At 59.4% G+C, this 23,962-nt stretch carries 22 protein-coding genes and 1 tRNA gene; 15 read left to right on the top strand and 8 right to left on the bottom strand.

The genetic code is table 11. From position 1 onward, the window contains the following. Positions 1-37: 37 nt before the first annotated feature. Positions 38-1,930 carry an acyltransferase family protein gene (locus tag CAF80_RS08185; RefSeq protein WP_085667135.1) on the top strand — a complete coding sequence of 631 codons (1,893 nt, stop codon included), beginning with the start codon at positions 38-40 and terminating at the stop codon, positions 1,928-1,930. Between the two features lies 1 nt (position 1,931). On the opposite strand, the gene CAF80_RS08190 is transcribed toward CAF80_RS08185, so the two are convergent. Next, complete coding sequence (locus CAF80_RS08190; protein WP_085667136.1) at positions 1,932-2,825, bottom strand: DMT family transporter; 894 nt, start codon at positions 2,823-2,825, stop codon at positions 1,932-1,934. A gap of 139 nt (positions 2,826-2,964) precedes the next feature. Here CAF80_RS08190 and CAF80_RS08195 point away from each other — a divergent pair, with 139 nt between their 5' ends. Together CAF80_RS08195 and CAF80_RS08200 are read left to right on the top strand one after the other, a co-directional pair. Continuing rightward, the gene (locus CAF80_RS08195; protein WP_064381847.1) at positions 2,965-3,402 is read left to right on the top strand and encodes an Lrp/AsnC family transcriptional regulator; all 438 of its coding nucleotides are present in this window, start codon (positions 2,965-2,967) and stop codon (positions 3,400-3,402) included. Between the two features lie 40 nt (positions 3,403-3,442). Continuing rightward, positions 3,443-3,769, top strand: coding sequence for a YceK/YidQ family lipoprotein (locus CAF80_RS08200; protein ID WP_074690882.1), 327 nt, complete (start codon positions 3,443-3,445; stop codon positions 3,767-3,769). 72 nt (positions 3,770-3,841) lie between these two features. Here the strand turns inward: CAF80_RS08200 and CAF80_RS08205 are convergent, their stop codons facing one another. Further along, positions 3,842-4,513 (bottom strand): Bax inhibitor-1/YccA family protein, encoded by a 672-nt coding sequence (locus CAF80_RS08205; RefSeq protein WP_007955123.1) that lies wholly within the window; start codon positions 4,511-4,513, stop codon positions 3,842-3,844. A 122-nt stretch (positions 4,514-4,635) separates the two neighbouring features. On the opposite strand from CAF80_RS08205, the gene CAF80_RS08210 reads away from it, so the two are divergent. Both CAF80_RS08210 and CAF80_RS08215 read left to right on the top strand, forming a co-directional pair. Then, positions 4,636-4,723 (top strand) — tRNA-Ser (locus CAF80_RS08210). Between the two features lie 374 nt (positions 4,724-5,097). Beyond that, entirely contained in the window at positions 5,098-5,349 is a 252-nt protein-coding gene (locus CAF80_RS08215) for a DUF2790 domain-containing protein (RefSeq protein ID WP_074690881.1), read from the top strand. Positions 5,350-5,425: 76 nt separating this feature from the next. Here CAF80_RS08215 and CAF80_RS08220 read toward each other — a convergent pair whose 3' ends face one another. Next, positions 5,426-6,352: a LysR family transcriptional regulator gene (locus tag CAF80_RS08220; RefSeq protein ID WP_085667137.1), complete on the bottom strand. Its 927-nt coding sequence runs from the start codon at positions 6,350-6,352 to the stop codon at positions 5,426-5,428. Between the two features lie 238 nt (positions 6,353-6,590). On the opposite strand from CAF80_RS08220, the gene CAF80_RS08225 reads away from it, so the two are divergent. The 4 genes from CAF80_RS08225 (at position 6,591) to CAF80_RS08240 (ending at position 9,948) form a co-directional block, all read left to right on the top strand. Then, the gene (locus CAF80_RS08225; protein ID WP_085667138.1) at positions 6,591-8,027 is read left to right on the top strand and encodes an NAD-dependent succinate-semialdehyde dehydrogenase; all 1,437 of its coding nucleotides are present in this window, start codon (positions 6,591-6,593) and stop codon (positions 8,025-8,027) included. An 11-nt stretch (positions 8,028-8,038) separates the two neighbouring features. After that, positions 8,039-8,371, top strand: a complete 333-nt coding sequence (locus CAF80_RS08230; protein ID WP_074690879.1) for a carboxymuconolactone decarboxylase family protein — start codon at positions 8,039-8,041, stop codon at positions 8,369-8,371. Beyond that, entirely contained in the window at positions 8,372-9,373 is a 1,002-nt protein-coding gene (locus tag CAF80_RS08235; protein ID WP_085667139.1) for an NAD(P)H-quinone oxidoreductase, read from the top strand. 107 nt (positions 9,374-9,480) lie between these two features. After that, entirely contained in the window at positions 9,481-9,948 is a 468-nt protein-coding gene (locus CAF80_RS08240; protein WP_039772200.1) for a hypothetical protein, read from the top strand. A gap of 127 nt (positions 9,949-10,075) precedes the next feature. Here the strand turns inward: CAF80_RS08240 and CAF80_RS08245 are convergent, their stop codons facing one another. Then, complete coding sequence (locus CAF80_RS08245; RefSeq protein WP_085667140.1) at positions 10,076-13,165, bottom strand: efflux RND transporter permease subunit; 3,090 nt, start codon at positions 13,163-13,165, stop codon at positions 10,076-10,078. After that, a complete protein-coding gene (locus CAF80_RS08250; protein ID WP_085667141.1) occupies positions 13,162-14,271 on the bottom strand; it encodes an efflux RND transporter periplasmic adaptor subunit in 1,110 nt (369 codons plus the stop codon). The genes CAF80_RS08245 and CAF80_RS08250 overlap by 4 nt, the downstream gene beginning before the upstream one ends. A 190-nt stretch (positions 14,272-14,461) precedes the next feature. Here CAF80_RS08250 and CAF80_RS08255 point away from each other — a divergent pair, with 190 nt between their 5' ends. After that, a complete protein-coding gene (locus CAF80_RS08255; RefSeq protein WP_085667142.1) occupies positions 14,462-15,922 on the top strand; it encodes an efflux transporter outer membrane subunit in 1,461 nt (486 codons plus the stop codon). Between the two features lie 25 nt (positions 15,923-15,947). Here CAF80_RS08255 and CAF80_RS08260 read toward each other — a convergent pair whose 3' ends face one another. Together CAF80_RS08260 and CAF80_RS08265 are read right to left on the bottom strand one after the other, a co-directional pair. Beyond that, positions 15,948-16,568: a TetR/AcrR family transcriptional regulator gene (locus CAF80_RS08260; protein ID WP_085667143.1), complete on the bottom strand. Its 621-nt coding sequence runs from the start codon at positions 16,566-16,568 to the stop codon at positions 15,948-15,950. A 126-nt stretch (positions 16,569-16,694) separates the two neighbouring features. Continuing rightward, a complete protein-coding gene (locus CAF80_RS08265) occupies positions 16,695-17,291 on the bottom strand; it encodes a TetR/AcrR family transcriptional regulator (protein WP_170844938.1) in 597 nt (198 codons plus the stop codon). A 148-nt stretch (positions 17,292-17,439) separates the two neighbouring features. Between CAF80_RS08265 and CAF80_RS08270 the strand changes: the two genes are divergently transcribed. From CAF80_RS08270 to CAF80_RS08285, 4 genes are all read left to right on the top strand, one after another. After that, entirely contained in the window at positions 17,440-18,540 is a 1,101-nt protein-coding gene (locus CAF80_RS08270) for an alkene reductase (RefSeq protein ID WP_074690872.1), read from the top strand. 39 nt (positions 18,541-18,579) lie between these two features. Continuing rightward, positions 18,580-19,368 (top strand): SDR family oxidoreductase, encoded by a 789-nt coding sequence (locus CAF80_RS08275; protein ID WP_085667144.1) that lies wholly within the window; start codon positions 18,580-18,582, stop codon positions 19,366-19,368. Positions 19,369-19,450: 82 nt separating this feature from the next. Further along, positions 19,451-20,320 carry an alpha/beta fold hydrolase gene (locus CAF80_RS08280; protein WP_085667145.1) on the top strand — a complete coding sequence of 290 codons (870 nt, stop codon included), beginning with the start codon at positions 19,451-19,453 and terminating at the stop codon, positions 20,318-20,320. 67 nt (positions 20,321-20,387) lie between these two features. Next, complete coding sequence (locus tag CAF80_RS08285) at positions 20,388-21,386, top strand: NADP-dependent oxidoreductase (RefSeq protein WP_085667146.1); 999 nt, start codon at positions 20,388-20,390, stop codon at positions 21,384-21,386. Between the two features lie 193 nt (positions 21,387-21,579). Here the strand turns inward: CAF80_RS08285 and CAF80_RS08290 are convergent, their stop codons facing one another. Further along, complete coding sequence (locus CAF80_RS08290; protein WP_085667147.1) at positions 21,580-22,788, bottom strand: MFS transporter; 1,209 nt, start codon at positions 22,786-22,788, stop codon at positions 21,580-21,582. 229 nt (positions 22,789-23,017) lie between these two features. On the opposite strand from CAF80_RS08290, the gene CAF80_RS08295 reads away from it, so the two are divergent. After that, positions 23,018-23,950 (top strand): AraC family transcriptional regulator, encoded by a 933-nt coding sequence (locus CAF80_RS08295; protein WP_085667148.1) that lies wholly within the window; start codon positions 23,018-23,020, stop codon positions 23,948-23,950. Positions 23,951-23,962: the final 12 nt, after the last annotated feature.

Genomic DNA, 23,962 nt, shown 5'->3' on the forward strand with positions numbered 1-23,962 from the left:
CAATGCGCCCCCACAACGGACGTGGATGGATGCCTCAATGCAATTCAGGACGAATATCAATGCCCTGCGGGCGCTCGCCGTGCTATCGGTGGTGCTCTATCACTTCGCTATTCAGGGATTCGGCGGCGGATTTGCGGGCGTAGACGTGTTCTTCGTCATTTCCGGCTTCCTGATGACCGGTATCATCTTCACGGGGCTGGAACAGCAGCGTTTTTCGATACTGGGGTTTTATGCCTCGAGAGCCCGGCGCATTATCCCGGCGTTGTTGGTGGTGTGTATTGCCCTGCTGCTGTTCGGTTTCGTCTTTCTGCCGCTGGATGACTTTCGCGACGTCATCAGAACGATCAAAAGCAGCCTGTTGTTCAGTTCCAACTTCATGTTCGCCAAGGGTGGCAGCTACTTCGACGCGCCGTTGCACGAAAACTGGTTGCTGCACACCTGGTCGCTGTCAGTCGAATGGCAGTTCTACATGCTGTATCCCTTGCTGTTGATGGGCCTGCACAGATATCTGGGGCCGCAAAAAACCCGCTACAGCTTGTTGATGCTGGCCGCCTTGTCGTTTGCCGCGTCAGCTGTCGTGACGCACACAGATCCGGTATTCGCCTTCTACATGCTGCCGACCCGCGCTTGGGAATTGATTGCCGGCGGCCTGGTGTTTCTCTTTCCCTTGCAACTGAGCAATCGCAACGGCTCTATCGCTGAAGGAGTGGGGCTGCTGGCCATCTTGGGTAGTGTGTTGTGTTTTTCGGAACAGGACCTTTGGCCGGGTTACCTGGCACTCTTGCCGGTTCTGGGCACGGTACTGGTGATCTACGGTAATACCCGATCGGTTTTCAGCACGTTCAAGCCACTGCAATTCACCGGCACCATTTCCTACTCGGTTTATCTGTGGCACTGGCCACTGGTGGTTCTTCTCTACACTTGTGGCCTGCTCAATAGCTGGCCACACGTCTGGGGCGCAGTGTCGTTGTCATTTGTTCTGGGTGCCGGGTCGTATTACCTGGTGGAATCCAGGGTCAAGCCGATGACGTCGGTACGCGGTACGCTCTTCAGGTTTGCATCGTGGGTGATCGCAATGGTTGTCGTGTCCGCCGCGACGGCGTCGCTGGTCAAGGAACACCCGACACTTCGCTTTGCCTTTGTCGATCTCGGGCAGCCCGAGTACACCAGCAAACTCTATACCCAGGAATGTAATCCGAATGCGTACGGCGCCGCTGATTGCAAACTGGGTAACGGCGAGGTGTCAGTCATTCTGTTTGGCGACAGTCATGCGCAATCGACCGCCGCCGCTGTGCAGATGGATAATCCGCAAGCAGCTTTGTCGTGGTCCCTGGGCGGTTGTCCGACATTGCAGAACTTCCAGATGCACGACAAAACACTCGAGCGTCAATGTCAGGCGTTCAATCACGAAAAACTGCAAATATTGAAGAATTCATACACGGGAATTCCAGTGGTGCTGTTCAGCAGAGCGGCGCTGTATGCCGACCCGAGTCGTAACAACAGCTATCGGATTCGTTTTCCCGACCAGCAGCAAAAGTCTTTCAGTGAGGTCTACGTTGATGAATACGCGAAGACCGTGTGCGCCATCGCCGAAAAACATCCGGTTTACATCGTCAAACCAATCCCGGAGATGCCGTTCAGCGTCTATAAAGGCCTGAATCTGCATCAACGCATCTTTGGTGATACAGCCGATATTTCCATCCCGTTGCAGGATTACGAGCAACGCAACCGAATCGCCAACGATGCCATTGAAACTGTGGCGAAACGGTGCAATGCACAGGTGCTGGACCCGACCCCGCTGCTTTGTCCGGACGGTAACTGCATGGGGTCAAAGCAAGGTGTGCCACTTTATTTCGACGACAACCATCTGGTCGATGCCGGCAATCAACAACTGAAAGGATTGTTCAAATCGGCAATCAAGGAGATCTGACTCACTGGGCCGCCAGACGGCGTGATTTCAAACCCCACCCCTGTTGCATGCCGGCCGCGGCCAGCAGAATGGCTGCCACGCCGATCCATTGCAGGGTTTGCAGTTGATGGCCAAAGGCAAACCAGTCGACGAAAATCGCCGCGATCGGGTAGATGAACGACAGCGCGCCGGTCAATGCGGTTGGCAGTTTTTGGATCGCGCCATAAAGCAGCACGTACATCAGACCGGTGTGGACAATGCCCAGCGTCACCAGGCTGGCCCAGGCACTCGGGGCCTCGGGCATCGCTGAAAAATGCGCGAACGGCGCGAGCAGCAACACCCCGGTGCAGACCTGGATCAGCGCAATCAGGTGCGGCGGCGTGCCGGTCAGGCGCTTGATGATCAATGCGGCGATGGCGTACAGAAACGCCGCCCCCAATGCCAGCGCGATCCCCATCAGGTAATCATTGCCACCCTCGCCCTGCCCCCCATGGGCACTGACAATGGCCAGCATTCCCATAAATGAAATCGCCAGCCAGAACAGCTTCTGAAGGGTGATCTTCTCGCCCAGAAACAATGCCGCCAAACCCACCAGCATGAACGGCTGGACGTTGTACACCGCCGTGCCGATGGCAATCGAGGCCCGGGAATAGGAGGCGAACAGCAGCACCCAGTTGCCCACAATCGCAACACCGCTGAGCACCGCCAGCAGGAAGGTGGTGCGGGTCAGGATGCCTGGGCGCAGAAAGCCGAATGCGGCGCAGATCAGCAGCAAGGTCCCGGCACCGAATACGCAGCGCCAGAACACCACGTCCAGCACCGGTTGCCCCGACACCAGCACGAACCAGCCGATTGTCCCGGATATCAGCATGGCGGCGGTCATTTCGAATGAGCCGCGACGGATTGTTTTGTCCATCATCAATCTCCTTAATGTGTGGCAAAAGTATGCCAAGCGCGACCGGGGCTTCTCCAGCGCAAAAAGCAGGCTAAACTCGATTTCTGCCTTTTTTATCAAGGGTGGTTTGCGTCATTCGCCTAATGCGGGAGTTTTTTGTATGACCGACGATATCGACCAGATCCTGATCGGGGCCTTGATGGAGGATTCGCGGCGCTCGCTCAAGGCGCTGGCGCAAATCAGCGGGTTGTCCTCGCCCAGCGTGGCCGAGCGCCTGCGGCGTCTGGAGGAGCGCGGTGTGCTTAAGGGTTACACCGTAGAGATTGACCCGAAGTGCTTCGGTTATCAGTTGCAGGCGATTGTCCGGGTGCGGCCATTGCCGGGGCAGTTGCAGGAGGTCGAGCGGCAGATCCTGTCGATTCCCGAGTTCACCGAATGTGACAAGGTCACCGGAGAAGACTGTTTTATCGCGCGCCTGCATGTGCGCTCGATGGAGCAGCTGGACACCCTGCTTGATCGGTTGAACACGCTGGCGGAAACCAATACCGCGATCGTCAAGAAGACCCCGGTGAAACGTCGGTTGCCGCCGATGGCGTGAGCGGCGTAGATTGTGTTTTTTCCGGCGAAGGATTGGCGGTATGAAAATTCAGGCATTGATGCTGGCGATGTTGATGCTGGCCGGGTGCGGGACGGTGCAGACCGTGGCGTTCAGCGATAAGTCTTCCACCGACCAGTTGAAGACTAAAAAATCCTACTGCGGCGCTGTACCGCGCATCTACAGCGGCGTGACGTACGATTTCTGCATGCTGCACGCCGAAAAGCCGGATGACGTTGATGCGTTCAACTACAAGAACGCGACGCCGGGTTTGATGGTCGATGCGGCCGTGTCGGGAGTGCTCGATACGTTGCTGCTGCCCTACACGATTTACAAGCAACAGGCCGATGGCAGCATCGTGATCAATTGATCGCCCGCTCTCTTTTTCGCAGGCAACAAAAAACCCGCTTTCGCGGGTTTTCTGTTTATAGCGGTGCAGCGATCAGTCGTCGCGGCTCATGATGCCGAAGATCTGCAACAGGCTGACGAACAGGTTGTAGATCGATACATACAGGCTGATGGTCGCCATGATGTAGTTGCGCTCGCCGCCGTGGATGATGGCGCTGGTCTGGAACAGGATGCAGACCGACGAGAACAGCACGAAACCTGCGCTGATCGCCAGTTGCAGGCCGCTGATCTGAAAGAACATGCTCGCCAGCGTTGCGCCCAGCAGGACGAAGAAACCGGCGGTGATGAAGCCACCGAGGAAGCTCATGTCCTTGCGGGTGATCAGCACGTAGGCCGACAGACCACCGAACACCAGCGCAGTCATCGCGAACGCGGAGCTGACCACTTCAGCGCCGCCCTGCATGCCCAGGTAACGATTGAGGATCGGGCCGAGCAGGAAACCCATGAAACCGGTCAGGGCAAATGCCGACACCAGGCCCCAGGCGGAATCACGAAGCTTGTTGGTGAGGAAGAACAGCCCGTAGAAACCGATCAGCACCACGAAAATATTCGGGTAGCCGACCCGCATCTGCTGGGCCACGAACGCCATCACACCGCTGAATGCGAGGGTGAGCGCCAGTAGACCGTAAGTGTTGCGCAGGACGCGGCTAACCTCTAGCTGCTCAGCCTGCACGCTGTTGTGAACTGCGTAATCCTGTTCGCGCATGGCGACACTCCTGTTGGTTTGAAACGTTCAGTCGCAAAGATCATAACAGACGCTCTGTAACAAGCCATGCACAGAGTTTGACAGTGTGTTTCATTCAGGTATTATGGCGCCCGCAACGCAACGGAGGTGTGGCCGAGTGGTTTAAGGCAACGGTCTTGAAAACCGTCGACTGTAACAGGTCCATGAGTTCGAATCCCATCGCCTCCGCCATATTTGATACGACAAAGCCCTGATTATTCAGGGCTTTGTCGTTTCTGGCATCCGGAAATTTTACTCCTCTCCCTCAGGAGGGTTTGCGCATCTTTTCGGTCATTTCCGCCCCCCTGCTCTTCCGACACGGCTGCGCGCGCCCCCAAAAAAATTTAGTTCCTCCACCTCGCAACTGAGGGAGGCAGCTGTCTTCAACATGCGGTTTTCAGTCAAAAGCCGACAGTCCCGAAATCAAGCGTTCTGACGTCCGAAACCTGACAATTGTGTTCGGAATGTAGAAAAGTCTTTCCCTGATTCGCTCCTGTTTCCACAAATCCCTCGAGCCTAAAGTTCGTCCTGCCAGCAAGATCACATTTACTTCAGGGAATCTCATCATGAAAACTGCAATGATCATCGTCGCACTCTTGGGCTTCAGCTCTGTGGTAGCGGCACAGGACGGTACTGCCAAGAATCAACAGGTCGAGCAATATGGCTACGGCACCCACCTTGATGTCGCCAAGGTCATCTCTGAAGACCCGGTGCCGGATATTTGTGCAGTCGTACCGACACACATGACCTACCAGGATTCGCAAGGCAAACAACACGTACTGGCCTATAAAGTCATGGGCCGGTGCAGCCAGGGCTAAGTAACCTGTTCGCCGATCATTGCGCCTCGGGAAGTTGCTTCATCGAGGCGCAAATACCTTTCTGCCCCGCAGCGTTTCAACCGATAAGTGCTTTGGCCGTGGCTGCCAGCTGACTGCCAACCTGATCTTTCAACGTTTCGATGAAACGCGTGATTTTTGCATCGACGAACTGTCGCGAGGTATAGACGGCATACACGTTACGCTCGTAGGTATGGTAGTCAGGCAAAACCCGCACCAGCTTGCCGGAGCGCAGATCGTCGATGGCCGTGAAACCGGCCAGCAAGCCAATCCCGGCACCCTCTCGAATGGCAAGCGCCATCGCATCCATATCGTTGACGCTGAAACTCGGCCCTGTCGGGATAAATGTCGCGTCCCCCGCCTTGCTTTTGAGCTGCCACTCATCCCGCGCATAGTCCACCGTACCCAGCAGCAAACACTGGTGATCACGCAGATCTTCAGGCGTCTCAAGAGGCGCATGCCGGGCCAGGTAGTCTGGCGACGCCACCAGAACACAATGGCTGACACCGATCTTTTGGCTGACGTATGCGGAATCGGGTAGCGCTCGGGCGATCAGAATCGAGACATCCAGTTGGTCTTCCAACAGGTTAGGCATGCGTTGTGAAAGCAGTAAATCCACGGACACATCCGGGAATTGCTGGCGGTAATCCAGCACGGCCCGCGTGACCAGATGCCGAGCCAGCCCGGGGACGCAATGCACCCGCAGTGTTCCCCGAGGCTCCAGCGCCGCATTGCTGGCTTCGGCTTCGGCACTCTCCAGATCAGCCAGAATTTTCGTGCAGCGCTCATAGAACCGTCGCCCCGCATCGGTGACCGACAGGCGCCGCGTCGAGCGCTGCAACAGTCGTGCGTCGAGCGCGTTTTCAAGCGCAGATACAGCACGCGATACGTTACCGACCGTGGAGTCCAGATGATTGGCCACGGCCGTGAAACTGCCCATCTCGACAACCTTTATGTACACCGACATGTTCGAAAGCTTATCCATCGCGACCTTCCTGTGGATCTGGCGCTCACCCGTGATACCGCTTTTTTCAGGATGCTACACGGTCGGCCCGCAGCCCGATATTACCTCTGCGGACAACAATGATTCCCTTGGGCCCGACTAAATCAACGGGCCCTCCTTCCATAGACTTGGTTGCACAAGCTTCCTGATCTGGCTTTGCAGCACAGCCAATCAGGCACCGAGCTTCATACGAATCTCACAACCAACTGAAGGCCACATCATGAAGACTTCCTACGATCCGCTTTATCTTTTCATCGGTGGTGAATGGCTCAACGCCGAAGGGCGCGAGACTGCCGCCGTTGTTAACCCGGCAACCGGCCGGGAAATCGGACGCGTCCCACTCTCCACCGCAGACGACCTTGATCACGCCCTGGCAGTGACTCGCCTGAGCTTCGAGCAATGGCGCCAGACCGTGCCCGACAAACGCGCAAAAATTCTCAAACGTGCCGCCGACCTGATCCTCGAACGTGCACCGCAGATTGCTGCGCAGATGACCCTGGAGGAAGGCAAACCGCTGGGTGAAAGCCTGGATGAAGTGACCCGCGCGGCGGAGTATTTCGAATGGTTCGCCGAAAGTGCCCGGCGCATCGACGGCCGTGTGGTCCCGGCCAATCGACCAGGCGTGCTGCAACTGGTCAAACGCCAGGCCATCGGCCCGGTGGCCGCATTCACGCCCTGGAATTTCCCGGCCATCACCCCGGCACGCAAACTCGCGGCAGCGCTGGCCGCGGGTTGCAGCGTCATTCTCAAGCCAGGTGAAGAAAGCCCCTCCACAGCGCTGGCCCTTGCGCGTGCACTCGATGATGCAGGATTGCCCAAGGGTGTGCTGCAAGTGGTCTTTGGCGTACCGGATCAAGTGTCCAGCCATCTGATCGCCTCGCCGATCATTCGCAAAGTGACGTTCACCGGTTCGGTGCCCATCGGGCGCCTGCTCTCCGCACGAGCGGCTGAAGGCGTGAAGCCCATCACCCTCGAACTGGGTGGACACGGACCGGTTCTGGTATTCGAAGATGCCGACATTGAAAAAGCCGCCATCGAAGGTGTCGCCAATCGGTTTCGCGGGACCGGGCAAGTGTGCATTTCATCCACTCGGTTTTTGATCCAGCGTGGTGCCTATCAAGCCTTCGTTGATCACTTTGTCGCTGCGACCCAGGCCCTGCGGATCGGCGACGGCTTGCATCCTGACACCCAGGTCGGACCGTTGGCCAACCCAAGGCAATTGGCAAAGATGGAAGAACTGGTCGCCGACGCCGTCGAAAAAGGTGCACGGGTATTGGTCGGTGGTGAAGCCTTGTCAGGCGAAGGCTACTTCTTCCCACCCACGGTTCTGGCGGATGTGCCGATGGATGCCCGCGTGATGCACGAAGAGCCTTTCGGCCCTATCGCCGTGCTGATGCCGTTCGATGAACTGGCAGATGGTTTGAAAGAAGCCAACCGCCTGCCCTACGGCCTCTCTGCCTATGCGTTCACCACCAGCGCTCGCACGGCCATTGACGTCGCGGACGGATTGGAGGCCGGGATGATCGGGATCAACCAATACCGCATCGTCGCTACCGAGCTCCCCTTCGGCGGAATGAAAGAGAGCGGTCACGGCTCCGAAGGTGGCATTGAAGGTATCGAGCACTATCTCACCCACAAATTCATCAGCCAGGTTTAAGGAGCTCGCCCATGTCCAGGATCAATTTCAACAGTCCTCGCGAAGCCGCGCGCGCGTTCACGCCAAAGCTGGCGCAATTCGTGGACTCGACACTATATCCGCAAATCTGGAGCGATCCGGCGCTGTCCCCGCGCGACCGTAGCCTGATCACCGTAGCGGCGTTGATTGCCGGTGGTCATTCGGAAGAGTTGCCTGCCCACTTACGCCGCGCGGCTGGCAACGGTGTAACCCAAGACGAACTGGCGGCAGCGATCACCCACCTGGCTTTTTACGTGGGTTTCCCCGGCGCGATCACCGCATCGGCGATCGCCAACGCCACGTTCAGCGCAACGGAGAACAACTGAATGAAAGCCATCGACATCAGAGCGTTTGGTGCGCCAGACGTCCTCGAACTCGTAGAAGTTGCCAGCCCTGAAGTCCGTCCTGACGACCTTCTGGTACGTGTCTATGCCGCCGGGGTGAATCGTGCGGACCTGACTCACCGGACCGGTGGGTACGGCCGTCCTAATTTCGGCGACTCAATGATCATCGGTCTGGAAATCGCCGGCGAAGTGATCGGGAAAGGTAGCGCGGTGACGGGGTTCGAAGCAGGAGATCGAATCATGGGCGTGGTCGGTGGCGGTGCCTACGCCGAACTGGCACGCATCGATTACCGCATGGCCATGCACATCCCGGCGCAGCTTGACTATGTACACGCGGCAGCCATTCCCGAGGTCTTCGTCACGGCCCATGAAGCGATGATGCATCTGGCTCGGCTCAAGGCCGGCGATTCAGTGTTGATTCATGCGGCCGCCGGCGGCGTCGGGTCGGCCGCGGTGCAGCTGGCGTACGCTACGGGTGCCACGGTGTATGCGACGACCGACGGCAGCAAGTTGGCGCGTGTCGAGCATTTGGGCGCTGACGTGGCGATCGACTACAAGACGCAGGATTTCGCTGACGTAATCGCCGCCAAAACCCAGGGGCGCGGCGTCGATGTCATCATCGACTTTATCGGGGCGCCCTACTTCGCACGCAACATTGCGTCCCTTGCAAAGGGCGGTCGCCTGGTGCAAGTGGGCATCCTCGGCGCAGGCGGCAACGTGACCGTAGCGCTGGAGGACATTCTTTACCGCCATTTGCAAATCATCGGTACGGTGATGAAGTCGCGTACGCAGCCGGAGAAGCACGACATGATCAAGCGCTTCCGCGAGCACTGGCTTGATCGCTTTGAGGGGGCCGGAAGCCTTGAGCCTGTCGTCGATAGCACGTTTGCGTTATCACGGGCTGCCGATGCTCACCGCCGAATGGAGTCTTCCGAGAACGTCGGGAAAATCATTTTGACGATGCAGCCTGAAGACTTGCTTTGAGTCTGGCCAAAACGGGGTGAAGACGCCTCCTGGAAAAATCGGCAAGACTATTTTGCTAACATCGCGCGCTCCAGCCCAATTGCACGAAGTAAACCGCAGGTATTTACATGTTCGACAGAAGCGATTTCGATCAACTATCGAGTGACCAGCAGATTTGTAGTGCTGCACGAAGTGAATGTCGCGGTCTCTACTACGTCACCTATCCAAACGACGCCTTTCGATATTCTGAGTCGCAGGAGACCATCAGAATAACTCGCGCACCCAAACGGCATGGTGAAGACGGACTGAAATTCTGGCTCCAGGCGGAGTACCTGGATTGGCGACCTGAAAGTGACAGCCGTTTCCCGCAACACGTATCCGACGCCAAGTTTGAGAAAATCCCGGAAGCTGTTTTCAATCAGATGATTGTGGATCGGACGATTGATTTGATTGCTCCGCTCAAGCAACCGCTGCATGAGCCGACAGGTTTTGTCGGAGCGTTGTTGATGTACTCAATGAAGACGGATTTCATCGTTTCACTGTTCGCGGAGTATGAAGACGAGTACATCCATTTCCACTGGTACACGATTTCATAAGCTCTGGCACCAAGGGCTCACGCGGACGTTTCCGGGGTTTGGAAATGACGAGCCAATAGCGCCAGGCTGTTCACGTGCGCGGACAAAGAGGTCCGCCAGAACGGGCCTCGATTTCCTGCATTTATCGCTACATCGGTTTGACTATTGCAGCCCGCGCCCTGGCGTCGGGACCGATCTTGAACCAGATCGAGTACATCGCGGGCAGGAACACCAACGTCATGACGGTGCCGACGAGCGTACCGCCAATCAGGGTATAGGCCAGCGTCCCCCAGAACACCGAGTGTGTCAGGGGAATGAACGCCAGGATCGCCGCCAGGGCCGTCAACAGTACCGGTCGCGCACGTTGCACCGTGGCTTCGACGACAGCGTGAAACGGATCCAGCCCTTCTTGCGCGTTGTGATGGATCTGACCGATCAAAATCAGCGTATTGCGCATCAGGATCCCCGACAGTGCAATCAACCCGACCAGCGCATTGATGCCAAACGGCTGATTGAAGATCAGCAGTGTCGGCACCACGCCAATCAAGCCTAACGGCGAGGTCAGGAACACCATGATCATCGCCGAGATCGAACGGACCTGCACAATGATGATGACCAGGGTCATGGCGATCATGATCGGCAACAACGGCAGGATCGCCTTGCCGGCCTTGCCGGACTCTTCGATCGCACCCGCCTGCTCGATCCGGTAACCGGAAGGCAGTTTCTCGATGATCGGCTGCAGTTGCTTCAGCAGCGCACTGGAAACGTCCGGTGGCTGCAAGTCTTCGGCAATGTCGCCGCGCACGGTGATGGTCGGAGTGCGATCACGCCGGCGCAGGATCGGATCCTCCATGCGCACATCGACCTCGCCTATCTGCGACAACGGGACCCGCTGCCCCGACGCACCGACCAGGGTGAAGCCTTCGATTTGCTGTGGATCGAGCCGGATATCGCCCGCTGCCCGCCCCATGACCTGCACTGAACGAATATCCTCACGCACCGCCGTGATCGGTACTCCGCTGAGCAGGAACTGCAACTGCTGCGCAACCGCAGTCGATGTCAGCCCCACAGCCTGCAGACGGTCCTGATCCAAATTGAAATGCAACGACGGCGTCAGCGGGCCCCAATCAGTGTTCACGGTTCTCATCATCGGGCTGTCCTGCATCACGCCCCGCACCTGCTCGGCGATCACCCGCAACTTGGCCGGATCAGGCCCCATCACCCGGTAGGCCACCGGAAACGGCGAGTAAGGACCAAACACGATTTGCGTTGCCCTGAGACGCGCTTCCGGGGCGAGCCCTTGAGCCACCGCGTCACGAAAACGCAACTTGAGGGTTTCCCGTGCTTCCTGACTGTCGGTCAGCACCACGATCTTGGCGAACGACGGATCGGGCAGTTCCGGCGCCATCGCCAGGAAGAAACGCGGCGCCCCCTGACCGATATAGGCCGTGACGATTTTCGCCTCATCCTGCTGGCGCAGCCAGGCTTCGACCTTGGCTGCCGTGGCGCTGGTCTGCTCGATGGAAGTGCCGTAGGGCATTTGCACCTCGATCATGACTTCGGGACGGTCAGAGGTCGGGAAGAACTGTTTCTTCACCAGGCCCATGCCCGCCGCCGCCACGAAGAACAGCACAATAACCATGCCCGCGACCAGCCATTTGCGCGCAATGACCCGGGTCAGAACCCGACGGAAGCGGTTGTATCGCGGCGTGTTGTAGATCGCCGCATGTCCACCCTCGACTGCCTTGATGTCCGGCAACAGTTTCACGCCCAGATAAGGAGTAAACGCCACCGCCACGACCCACGAAGCGATGAGAGCGATGCCCACAATCCAGAACATGTTGCTGGTGTATTCGCCGGCCGTGGACTGAGCGAAACCGTTGGGCAAAAAACCGATCGCCGTCACCAGGGTTCCGGACAGCATCGGCGCCGCCGTGTGGCTCCAGGCATAGGCAGACGCCTTGATGCGATCGTAGCCCTCCTCCATTTTCACCACCATCATCTCAATGGCAATGATCGCATCGTCGACCAGCAAACCAAGCGCCAGGATCAATGACCCGAGGGTAATACGGTCGAAATTCTTGCCGGTGGCCGCCATCACCACAAACACGATCGCCAGGGTCAACGGCACCGCAGCGGCGACCACCACGCCGACACGCCAGCCCATGCTCAGAAAGCAGACAAGCATGACCACCAGCAGCGCGACAAAGAACTTGACCATGAACTCGCCAACGGCGGAGTCGATATTCACCGCCTGGTCGGTGACCTTGGAGAGGCTCATGCCCAAGGGCATTTCCTCATTGATCCTGACGGTCTCGGCATCCAGCGCCTTGCCCAGATCAAGACCGTTCCAGCCCTCACGCATCACCACACCGAGCAACAGCGCCTCTTCGCCGTTATTGCGCACCAGGAAGGTGGCCGGGTCTTCGTAACCGCGTTCGACCGTCGCCACATCAGACAACTTGAGTGTCCGCCCCTGCACGATCACAGGGGTGTCGCGGATTTTTTGCAGCTTGTCGAACGCACCATCGAGACGTAGAAAAACCTGTGGCCCGCTGGTGTCGATTGATCCGGCCGGGGTCAGTGCGTTCTGACTGTTCAGCGCGGCGAAGATGTCCTGCGGCGACAAGCCCAGAGTCGCCAACCGGTCATGCGAGAAAGAAACAAATATCCGTTCGGCTTGTTCGCCGATGATGTTGACCTTCTTCACACCCGGCACATGCAACAGGCGCTGGCGCATGGACTCCGCATCGCGGACCAGCAGACGCTGCGGCTCGCCCTTGGCTTTCAGGGCGAACAGCGCAAAGGTCACGTCCGAATACTCGTCGTTGACCATCGGCCCGATGACGCCCGCCGGCAACTTGATCGCTTCATCGTCGAGTTTTTTACGCGCCTGATAGAACTCTTCCTGCACTTGCGAGGGCGGCGTGCTATCGAGCAACGAGACCATCGTGAAAGCGAGCCCTGGCCGCGTATAGGTTTCCGAGCGGTCGTACCATTTGAGTTCTTGCAGGCGTTTTTCCAGTGGCTCCGCGACCTGATCCTGCATCTCCTGTGCGGTCGCCCCCGGCCACGCCGTGATGACGGTCAACTGCTTGACCGTAAACGGAGGATCTTCGGCACGCCCCAGCTGGAAGAACGCCAGGGTGCCGGCAACGGCGATCAGGAAAATCAGAAAGACCGTGATCGAACGCTCGCGAACGGCGATGGCAGAAAGGTTGAATCGGCCCTCGCTCATGGACGACTCCCGGCAACGGTCGCCGCATCAGGCACGGGCATTCTTACTGCTTCACCTTCGCGCAACAGGTGAGCGCCCAGCGCCACAATCTGTTCGCCGACCCGGAGATCGCCAGCGACTCGGGCCGAATCGTCGCTCAACCCCAGCACCCGAACCGCTCGCCAGGTCACGGTTGGCGGTGTGCCGTCGATGACCCACACGCCAGGACCTTGACCCGCGTCGTAAAGCGCGGCGACAGGCACTTGCAACGATGCGGCAGGTGGCGAACCCTCGGCGATTCTGAGTGTGACTGTCGAACCTATCGGCGCATTGGCCAGCGCGCCTTCCAGTACGTAGCGCGCCTCGAACGTACGCGTCGTGCGGTCCGCCGAATCCGAAAGCAACCTCAGTTTCGCGGTAACAGCACCCGAGGCGTCGCCATAGAGCGTGGCTTGCGCAGTGGATCCTGCTGCGGGGCGCAAGGTCTCGGGCAAGTGCACGATGGCCTCGCGCTGCCCTGCCCGCGCCAGTCGAACCACCGGTTGTCCAGGGCTGACGACTTGTCCGGGTTCGGCGAGTGTTTCCACCACAACGCCGTCGGCATCGGCAACCAGCACCGCATAACCGGAAGCGTTGCGGGCAACGTCCGCTTGCGCTTCAGCGGCGCTGAGTTGGGCCTTGGCGGTATCTGCGGCGGCTTTGATCTGATCGTAGGCCGATGCGGAAATGGCGCCGGCGCTGACCAGAGTGCGATAGCGGGCTTCGTCATCGGCTGTCTGCCTGGCGCGGGCCCGTGCGGCGATGACCGACTCCTGCTGCGCGCGTGCCTGCAACCCCAAGTCGATGGGGTCGAGCCGCATCAGCGGCTGACCGCGTTTGACGCTCTGCCCCGTGTCAACCAGACGCTCGAGCACCTTGCCCGAAACGCGAAACCCCAGGTCGCCCTGAATGCGCGCAGTCACCACTCCCGTGAAGGTGCGAGAACCGTCAGCCGCAGCCTGAACGGCGGTGAACCTGACCAGAGGCGCCTGTGTGCGCGGGTCTGCAACGGATGAGGAATCACCGCACGCCGCCAGGGCGAGCGGCAACAGGCATGCGGCAATGGGGAACGTTCGGAGCCGGCGCATAGGTTCTCTTACTGAAATAGGATGATCATCATATTCTCATCCTTGTGACCAACATCGTCAACAGTCACATTGTATGAGGTATTCGACGCTCCGGTTTTATCATTTATGCCGTGATTGCCTTTTCAAGCCTTAATTGACACATTGTGACCATTACGTAATATGGTCACGAAAATCTCGTTAAGGAACGCCGATGCCTCCCCTGCGCCCGATTGCTCTTTTAGTTACCGCCAGCCTCATGGCAGGTTGTGCGGCGGGTCCGGATTACCATCGTCCGGACGCCCCGCTTTCAGATCATTACCTGGGGCAGTCTGCTGTCGAACCACGATCCGGATCGACACCGGACAGCCTTGCCGCCTGGTGGGAAAGCTTCAATGATCCGCTGCTGACCGACCTCATCGACCAGGCCTTGCAGCAGAATCTGGACCTGGCACAGGCATCAGCGCGCGTCACCCAGGCCAAGGCCGGACTGGGCGCCGCAAATGCAGCATTGCTGCCCTCGGCGAACATCAACGCACAGGCGGCACGCGCTTATCAGTCCGTCGAGACACCTCTGGGCCGGGTGTTGAATTCAACACCCGGCTATGACCGCTATGGCAATGCCTACGAGGTCAACTTCGAGGCGGGCTGGGAAGTCGATATCTTTGGCGGACTGCGCCGTGGGCGTGAGGCGGCACTGGCTGAGTATCAGGCCTCAGCAGCCGGTTTCACGGCGACGAGGCTGGCGATCGCTGCGCAAACGGCCGATATCTACATCACCCTGCGCGGATTACAGGCGCGGCTGGACATCGCCAACCGGCAAGTCGATGCCCGGCGTGCGTTGCTGGAAAAGGTCCGGTTACTTTACGGCAAGGGTCTGGCCGCGGAGTATCAGGTGCGCCAGGCCGAGGGTGAGTTGTCGCAAGTCCAGGCGACCGTTCCGGTACTGCAAAGCGGTCTGGAGGCAGCCATGAATGCGATGGACGTGCTGCTCGGCACGCCTCCCGGCACTCACCGCACGCAACTGGCACGTGAGGGCGAGATTCCCGATGTGCCGTCGCTGACTGCACTGGGCACACCGGCAGATCTGCTGCGGCGCAGACCGGATCTGATCGTGGCCGAACGCCGTCTTGCGGCCTCCAACGCGCGTATCGGTGAAGCGATTGCCGAGTACTACCCGAAATTTTCCCTCAGCGCCTTGCTCGGCAGCGCGACAGCCGTATCCGGCGGCAATCTTTTCACCGGCGGCGCAAGCCAATCTGCCGGTGTGTTGGGTTTGCGCTGGCGGCTATTTGACTTCGGACGCATCAACGCCCGGATCGATCAGGCCAAAGGTCAGGAATCTGAAGCATTGGCGGCCTATCGCCAGTCGGTACTGCGCGCCACCGAAGATGTAGAGAACGCGCTGTCCTCACTGGTGAATCGGCAAACCCAGACCACGACCCTGACTGGCGGCGAAGCGGCGCTGACTCAAGCACGCCAGTCCTCGTTCACCGCCTATGAAAAAGGCACCGCCAGCCTGATCGATGTCCTGCACGCCGACGAAACATTGCTGCAGGCCTCCGACGCCAGAGCGCAGGCGCGGACGGAATCGGCCCGCGCGGCGGTGGCGGTATTCAAGTCGCTGGGCGGGGGTTGGCAACCCACTGAATCACAACCTGTAGCGGCACGCTGAGCAGCACCACCAGATCGCTTTCAGGTCAGGGCATCAGGCTACGCAGAATGAGGTTGGAGGTCAGCGTGGGCGCTACCTCGATAAAATCGAGATTGTGCTGCAGCAGCAACGGGTTGACGAAGGGACGCAGGGCCAGATGAATCGCCTCGACGGTCTCGTCCAGCGGGGTCTTGCGCTCGAACTCTCCGAGCTCCCGCCCTTCACGCACGATGTCGAAGATAAAGCGCTTGATCTGGTCTTCATACATCTGCGCACTGGGCCAGCGCTCCGCTGCCGAGAATGCCGCGATGTCGTAAAGCTTGCGATCATTGAAGAACAGGTCCACACCCGTGGCAATCACGGTCTTCACCAGCCGGCGTAAACGCTCGGTCGGCGAAATCGCCTCTGCGTTAACAGCCTGTTCGACCGCTGCAACCATTTGCCCCAGACAATTTGAGCAGATCGCTTCGCCGATCGCCTGCTTGGAATCAAAGAATTTATAGATGTACGCCTTGGAAAAACCGATGGCCCTGGCCAGATCGGAAACCGTGGTTTTGCCATAGCCGTATTGGCTGAAATGTTCATTGGCTGCCGCGACGATCTGATCACGAATGTCGTGATCGACTGGACCACGTGGGCCGGGCGAAGATATGGATGGCTGATTCATGGGCGTAGCTTACTCACCCTGTCGAGGTCTTACAAATCGTGACCAATAGCGTACATATTTCACGAAAATCCGACTGGCTGAAAACGCGCTGACGCTCAAGTCATCGAACAGCGCGGATCGGCCCTTCTACGGCGTTTCCACTTCATCGACCGGCAGCACCGGTAATGAAGCAAACATTTCAGCGCGGCAAACCTCAAGAATTTCATCCGCCAATGCCGAATCATCCGGGCAAGCGCGTGACAAGACAATCGCGCCGACCGCACGCGACAGCAAGTCGATCATTTTCTTCCTCCCCTCGCCCTCCGCGGCATCCGGCCCTGTCGGATATTTTTCCCCCAGAGTTTGCAGGGTGCGTTCAATGCCTTCGGCAAACGTGGCTTTCACATCGTCCGACTGACGCGCCGCGTCGCCACACAGTGCGGCCATCGTGCAACCGCTGCCGCGTCCGTCGCGATGTTCTCTGTTCACGTAGACGTCGATGAAACCGGGAACATCGAGCGCCTGGGCGCCGGTCAACGATTTGCCAAGACTGCAGGCCGAGGCTTCGGCCATCAGATCAGCCTTCGAGCCGAAGTGCTTGTAAAAGCCTCCATGGGTGAAACCGGCAGCCGCCATGAGATCCGCCACACCGACGCCGTCAAAGCCACGCTCACGGAACAGCTCTGAGGCCGTCTCAACGATGTGTTCTCGATTGGCCTGCGCCTGGGCCTTGGTCACTCTCACGTGCAATACCTCGTGTTTAGCGGGAATTCCTGCGTCCGATGATACATAGATGTCGTCCATAATCAAAACCGTTGACAGTTTAGATTTCGATCATCATCCTAATTTCACACCCACCGATCTCCATTCACGGGCACGGAAGATTCATCAGATGACCAAACAGACTCTTTTCTCCCCTTACACGCTAGGCAGTCTCACGCTGTCGAACCGCGCTGTTCTCGCGCCGCTGACACGCAACCGCGCGGGCCAGGGCTTTGTCCCGAGCGAATTCGCGGCGATCTATTACAGCCAGCGCGCCAGCGCCGGTTTGCTGATCAGCGAAGCGACGCAGATTTCCCGACAGGGTCAGGGTTATCAGGACACCCCCGGGATCTACACACAGGCGCAGATAGACGGTTGGCGCACGGTCACCGATGCGGTTCACGCCAAGGGCGGAAAAATCTTCCTGCAGCTGTGGCATGTCGGCCGCGTTTCACACGTTGACCTGCAAGAAAACGGCGCCGCACCGGTGGCCCCGTCTGCGCTGCGTGCCGCGACCAAAGTGTTCGTCAACAACCGTTTTGAAGACGTTTCCGAACCCCGCGCGCTGGAACTCGACGAACTGCCGGGGATCGTCTCCGATTTCCGCCAGGCCGCGGCCAACGCGGTCGCGGCCGGGTTCGATGGCGTGGAGATTCACGGTGCAAACGGCTACTTGCTGGATCAATTCCTCAAGGACAACGCCAATCTGCGCACCGACGCTTACGGCGGTTCGATTGAAAATCGTGCGCGTCTGTTGCTCGAAGTGACGGCGGCGGTCGTCAATGAGATCGGCGCGGATCGCACCGGTGTGCGTCTGTCTCCAGTGTCGCCAGCCAACGGCGTATCCAGCAGCGATCCGCAGGCGCAATTCAATTACGTCGTCGAGCAACTCGACGCCCTCGGTGTGGTTTACCTGCACGTGGTCGAAGGCGCGACCGGCGGCCCGCGCGACGTGGCGCCTTTCGATTGTGGCGCCCTGCGCCAGCGCTTCAAAAACACCTATATCGCCAACAACGGCTATGACCTCGACCTGGCGAACGCGCGGCTCGCCGAAGACCAGGCCGACCTGATCGCCTTCGGTCGCCCGTTCATTGGCAACCCGGATCTGGTGGAGCGCCTGAAGCAGGGCGCGCCGCTGTCCGCGTTCAATCCCGCCACCCTCTACGGTGGCGGCGCGGCGGGCTACATCGACTATCCGACGCTGGCTGAATCAAGCGTCAGCGCAAGCTGAGCGCGTTCCGTTTCTCACCTCCTGAAAGAGAGATACCCCATGAGCACTCGCCCTACTGTTCTCATCACCGGCGCCTCCACCGGCATTGGTGCCGTCTATGCCGAACGCTTCGCCAAACGTGGTCACGATCTGGTACTGGTCGCCCGCGATCAGGCTCGCCTGGACACACTGGCAGCGCGCTTGCGCAGCGAGCACGACGTCGCCGTCGATGTCATCCCGGCAGACCTGACCCAACTCGCCGATCTGACCACCGTTGAAAGCCGCCTGCGCGACGACGCCCGTATCGGCATCCTCGTCAACAACGCCGGCGCTGCGCTGTCCGGCCACTTCGTCGATCAAAGCACCGACAGCGTTGCGCAACTGGTTGCCCTCAACACCACGGCGCTGGTGCGGCTCGCCAGCGCCATCGCCCCACGCCTGGCCAAGGCCGGCGACGGCGCAATCATCAACATCGGTTCGGTGGTGGGCCTGGCGCCGGAGTTCGGCATGAGCGTCTACGGTGCGACCAAGGCCTTCGTGCTGTTCCTGTCCCAGGGACTGAGCCTGGAACTGTCGCCGCAAGGTGTCTATGTGCAAGCCGTGCTGCCCGCCGCCACTCGCACGGAAATCTGGGATCGCTCCGGCGTCGACATCAACACCCTGAGCGAAATCATGGAAGTGGGTGATCTGGTGGATGCCGCACTGGTCGGTTTCGATCGTCGCGAACCTGTAACCATCCCGCCGCTGCACGAAGCCGAGCGCTGGGATGACCTGCAGAGCGCACGCCAGGGCCTGCTGGGGCAAATTCGCCAGTCTGCGGTCGCCCAGCGCTACCAGACGCCACAGTGATTTTTTGCCAGCGAGCATTCGCGGCAGATTCGATGCAGGCACATGGCATTGCATCGAATCCTGCCGGCTTGCCGGAGTGACAATGAGTTCAATGCAGACAAATTCACACTCGGGTTCGCCGACGTCGTTCATCGACGCGGCGAACCAGTCGATCACGGTCAACGGCATTCCCTACGCCTACCGCGACACCGGGCCCGCAACCGGCGTGCCCCTCGTGCTGTTCAATCATTGGGGCGCGGTGCTGGACAACTTCGACCCCGCGATCATCGATGGCTTGGCGCAAACCAGACGCGTCATCACCACCGACTATCGCGGTATCGGCAACTCGGGTGGTACCGCGCCACTGACGGTGGGTGAAATGGCCGACGATGCCATCCAACTGATCAGGGCGCTGGGGCTGAAAACCGTGGATGTGCTCGGATTTTCCCTCGGAGGTTTCGTCGCTCAGGACATTGCCCTCAAGGCGCCTGACTTGGTACGCCGGTTGATTCTGACCGGTACTGGACCGGCGGGCGGCACCGGCATCGACAAGGTCGGCACAGTGTCATGGCCATTGATCCTCAAAGGCTTGCTGACCCTGCGCGATCCCAAGTTCTACCTTTTCTTCACCTCGTCGGCCAATGGGCGACAGTCTGCCTCGCAGTATTTAGGGCGCCTCAAGGCACGCAAGAACAATCGCGACAAGGGCCCGACACCACGCGCCTTCCTGCGGCAATTGAAAGCCATCACGGCGTGGGGCAAACAACCGCGGCAAGCGCTTGGACGCTTGCGCACACCGACGCTGGTCGTCAACGGCGACAACGACATCATGGTGCCCAGCGTTAACTCGTTTGAACTGGCCAGGCTTATCCCCGACGCACAGTTGGTGATTTATGAGGATGCCGGGCACGGCGGGATTTTCCAGCATCACGCCGACTTTGTGGCCAAGGCGCAGGCGTTTCTCGATGCTTGATCACGTCACGCAGCAACACCGCACCCCACCGACTACCCTCCGTACAACCAGCAAGAGCCGCACCACGATGAAAGCATTTCTGATTGATGGCTATGGCAAGAACCCCGGACGCATTGGCGAAGCGCCCGCCCCCGCAGTCGGTGCCCACGACGTCTTGATCGAGGTTCATGCGAGCAGCGTCAACGTGCTGGATTCGAAGATCAGCAAAGGCGAGTTCAAACTGATCCTGCCCTACGCCTTGCCGTTGATCCTGGGCAATGACCTGGCGGGAGTCGTGATTGAAGTCGGTTCGAAGGTGACACGCTTCAAACCGGGAGACGCGGTATATGCTCGCCCGCCCGAAGCGCGGATCGGGACGTTCGCCCAATTGATCGCCGTGAACGAAAACGCGGTTGCCCTGAAACCTGGCAATACCGACATGGTACAAGCCGCGTCCTTGCCCCTTGTTGCACTGACTGCCTGGCAAGTACTGGTTGAAACCGCCCGGCTGCAAAAGGGCCAGAAAGTACTGATTCACGCAGGCTCAGGCGGCGTCGGCACCATTGCCATTCAGCTTGCCAAACACCTCGGTGCGTTTGTCGCCACAACCACCAGCACCGCCAATGTCGAATGGGTCAAGGCGCTGGGGGCCGATCTGGTGATCGACTACACACAGCAGGACTTCGAAAAAGTGCTGCAAGACTACGACGTGGTGCTGAACAGCCTCGGCGCCGACGTGCTGGAGAAGTCACTCAAGGTCCTGAAACCCGGTGGTCAACTCATTTCCATCTCGGGCCCACCCACTGTGCAGTTCGCGAGGGAACAAGGGTTGTCCTGGCCATTGCAGCAAGTCATGCGCCTGCTGAGCCTTGGCATTCGTCGCAAAGCGCGCAAGCAGGACGTCAGCTATGCGTTTGTGTTCATGCGGGCCAATGGCGCTCAACTGCAACGCATCACCGCGCTCGTTGAGGACGGGATCATCAAAACTGTGGTTGATCGCGCCTTCCCCTTTGAATCAACGGCCGAGGCATTGAAGTACGTTGAGCGGGGACGCGCCAAGGGCAAGGTCGTTGTCGCGCTCAAATGACCACGCCGCCTGTTTCTGAATCGAACGTAGACACTGCACAGCCTTTACTGCTGGAGCGGCCCTCAGCCGAAGTGACTTCGCCAGAGGAGCAGCAAGTGCTTCAACCGGATGATGTGCAGGTTCAACCGCCCGTTATCGTTTGGCGCAGTTTGATGCTTGAGCCATAGGGCGAAACGGGTTGCATGTGATCTCGTCAGGCTGTCGCGCTCGACTCGACAAGATGAACTTGCGTGGCATTGCGCCCGGCCAGCCAGGCCAGCACGGAAGCGGCGACCAGGACAGCGGCGCTAAGCTCGAAGGTGGCTTTGTAGCCGCTCAAATCAAAGGCCAGACCGCCAATGATTGCGCCGCCGGCGATCGCCAGCTGGACGATGGCTACCAGCAAGCCGCCTCCCGCTTCAGCATCATCCGGGAGCGTCTGCGCCAGCCATGTCCACCAGCCGACCGGTGCGGCCGTGGCGACCAGCCCCCAGAGTCCGAGCAACACGGCGGTCAGCACCGGCGATTTGCCGAAGCTGATCAACGCCAGCGCAATCACCGCCATGATCAGCGGAATGGCGGTCAGCGTGCGGTAGAGGCCGCGCCCCATAAACCGTTCGATCAGAAAGGTGCCGATAAACCCGGCCAGTCCCAGCCCCAGCAGCATGAGCGACAAGGTTGAGACACCGACGCCCGTCACGCCCTCAAGAAATGGTCGCAGGTAGGTGAACAGCATGAACTGGCCCATGAAAAAGACGCTGACGGCGACCATGCCCAAGGCCACTGGCAATTGCTTCATCAGACGCAGAACGTTGCCGCTACCTGCCTGGCGTTCGGCCTTGAAGGACGGCAGGCTGATCAGCAGCCACACGGCGGCAAGCACCGCGACCGGAACCACACAGAAGAATGCGCCGCGCCAGCCGATCAACGAGCCCAGGAAGCTGCCCGCCGGAGCGGCGATGACCGTGGCCAAAGCGTTGCCGCCATTGACGATGGCCAGCGCACGGGAAACCTGTTCAGGCTTCACCAGGCGCATGGCAGTCGCCGCCGACAACGACCAGAAACCACCGATCGCAATCCCGATCAGCGCACGTCCGAACATGAAGGACGGGTAGCCCGGGGCGAGCGCGACGACCGTTCCGGAGACGATCATAAGCAGGGTCAGGCCCAGCAGAAGCTGCTTGCGTTCGATGCGAGCGGCGACCGAGGCGATCAACAAACTGGTGATCAAGGCAAAGGCACCGGACACGGAAATCCCCTGCCCGGCCTGGCCCTCGGTGATGTGCAGGTCTGCCGCAATCGGCGTCAGCAGGCTGACGGGCATGAACTCTGAAGCGACCAGGGCGAATGCGGCCAACGACATGGCCAGCACGGCGCTCCAGCCGCCCGTTCTTTTAGAAGGTTTTGTAGAAGGTAACGTCATGAAAACTACCTGTGGTGCGAAAAAACGTAGGGGGGTGATGCGCAGGGGCAAGCAGTTTGTCGCCCGTCCGGGCACTGCCCCTGTAACAGATAGACACATTCTCCCGGTCAATCCGGTGCTTCCCTAGTGCATTCCTCTTGAATGCTTGCCTGATCCTCTGGCGATGCAGGGTGATGGATAGGAAACGTCTCGCGCGCGCATTAGAGTCCGGTCAAAGGAGTGAGCCCACATGATCCCGACCCCTCTGCCCCAGGAATCACCTTTGGCACGGCACATCGACCCGCGTGTGAACGCACCGGGTGACTTCGCCACGTCGATACCCGGGCTGTCGCTGTTTCGTCGCGACCAGCCGGCGCCCCCCGTTGTGTGCATGATCGAACCCAGCCTGATTCTCGTGGGTCGCGGCGAAAAGCGCTTGTGGGTCGGTGGTGAGGGCTACAGCTATGACCCGTCGCGGTTTCTGGTCACGTCGCTGGACCTGCCCGCGAACTCCGAAGTGATGCTCGCCAGTCCCGGACAGCCCTGCGTCGGCCTCGTATTGAAACTGGATGTCAGCATGCTTGCCGAGGTCATTACCAAGAGCGGCTTGCCCTCGAAACGCCAGCCATCAACGGGTACGGGCGCTGCGATTGGCAGCCTGTCGTCAGCGTTGGAGGACGCGCTCGATCGCCTGCTGGCATTGCTCGATGAACCCGAGGCGATCCCGGTCCTGGCGCCGCTGATTCTGCGAGAAATCCACTATCGGCTGCTGCACACCGACCAAGGCCCACGGTTGCGGCAGATCACTGCCGTCGACGGTCAGGGCTATCGCATCGCCAAGGCCATTGACTGGCTCAAGGTCAACTACACCGATGCCCTGCGCATCGACGATCTGGCCGCGCGGGTGCAGATGAGCACGCCGACCTTTCACCATCATTTCCGCCAGCTCACCGGCATGAGTCCGCTGCAGTACCAGAAATGGCTGCGGCTCAACGAAGCGCGCCGACTGATGTTGATCGAGCGCCTCGACGTGTCGCGGGCGGCGTTTGCAGTCGGCTATGAAAGTCCTTCGCAGTTCAGCCGCGAATATGGCCGGCTGTTCGGCACCGCACCGAGCCGCGACATGGCCCTTTTGCGCGGGCAGCCATTCGAGGCAGAAGCCCTCGGCACAGTCGCGAATTGAACGAAAACCGGT

The sequence above is a fragment of the Pseudomonas sp. B34(2017) genome, from assembly GCF_002112915.1.
GTDB classification, from domain to species: Bacteria; Pseudomonadota; Gammaproteobacteria; order Pseudomonadales; family Pseudomonadaceae; genus Aquipseudomonas; species Aquipseudomonas pharyngis.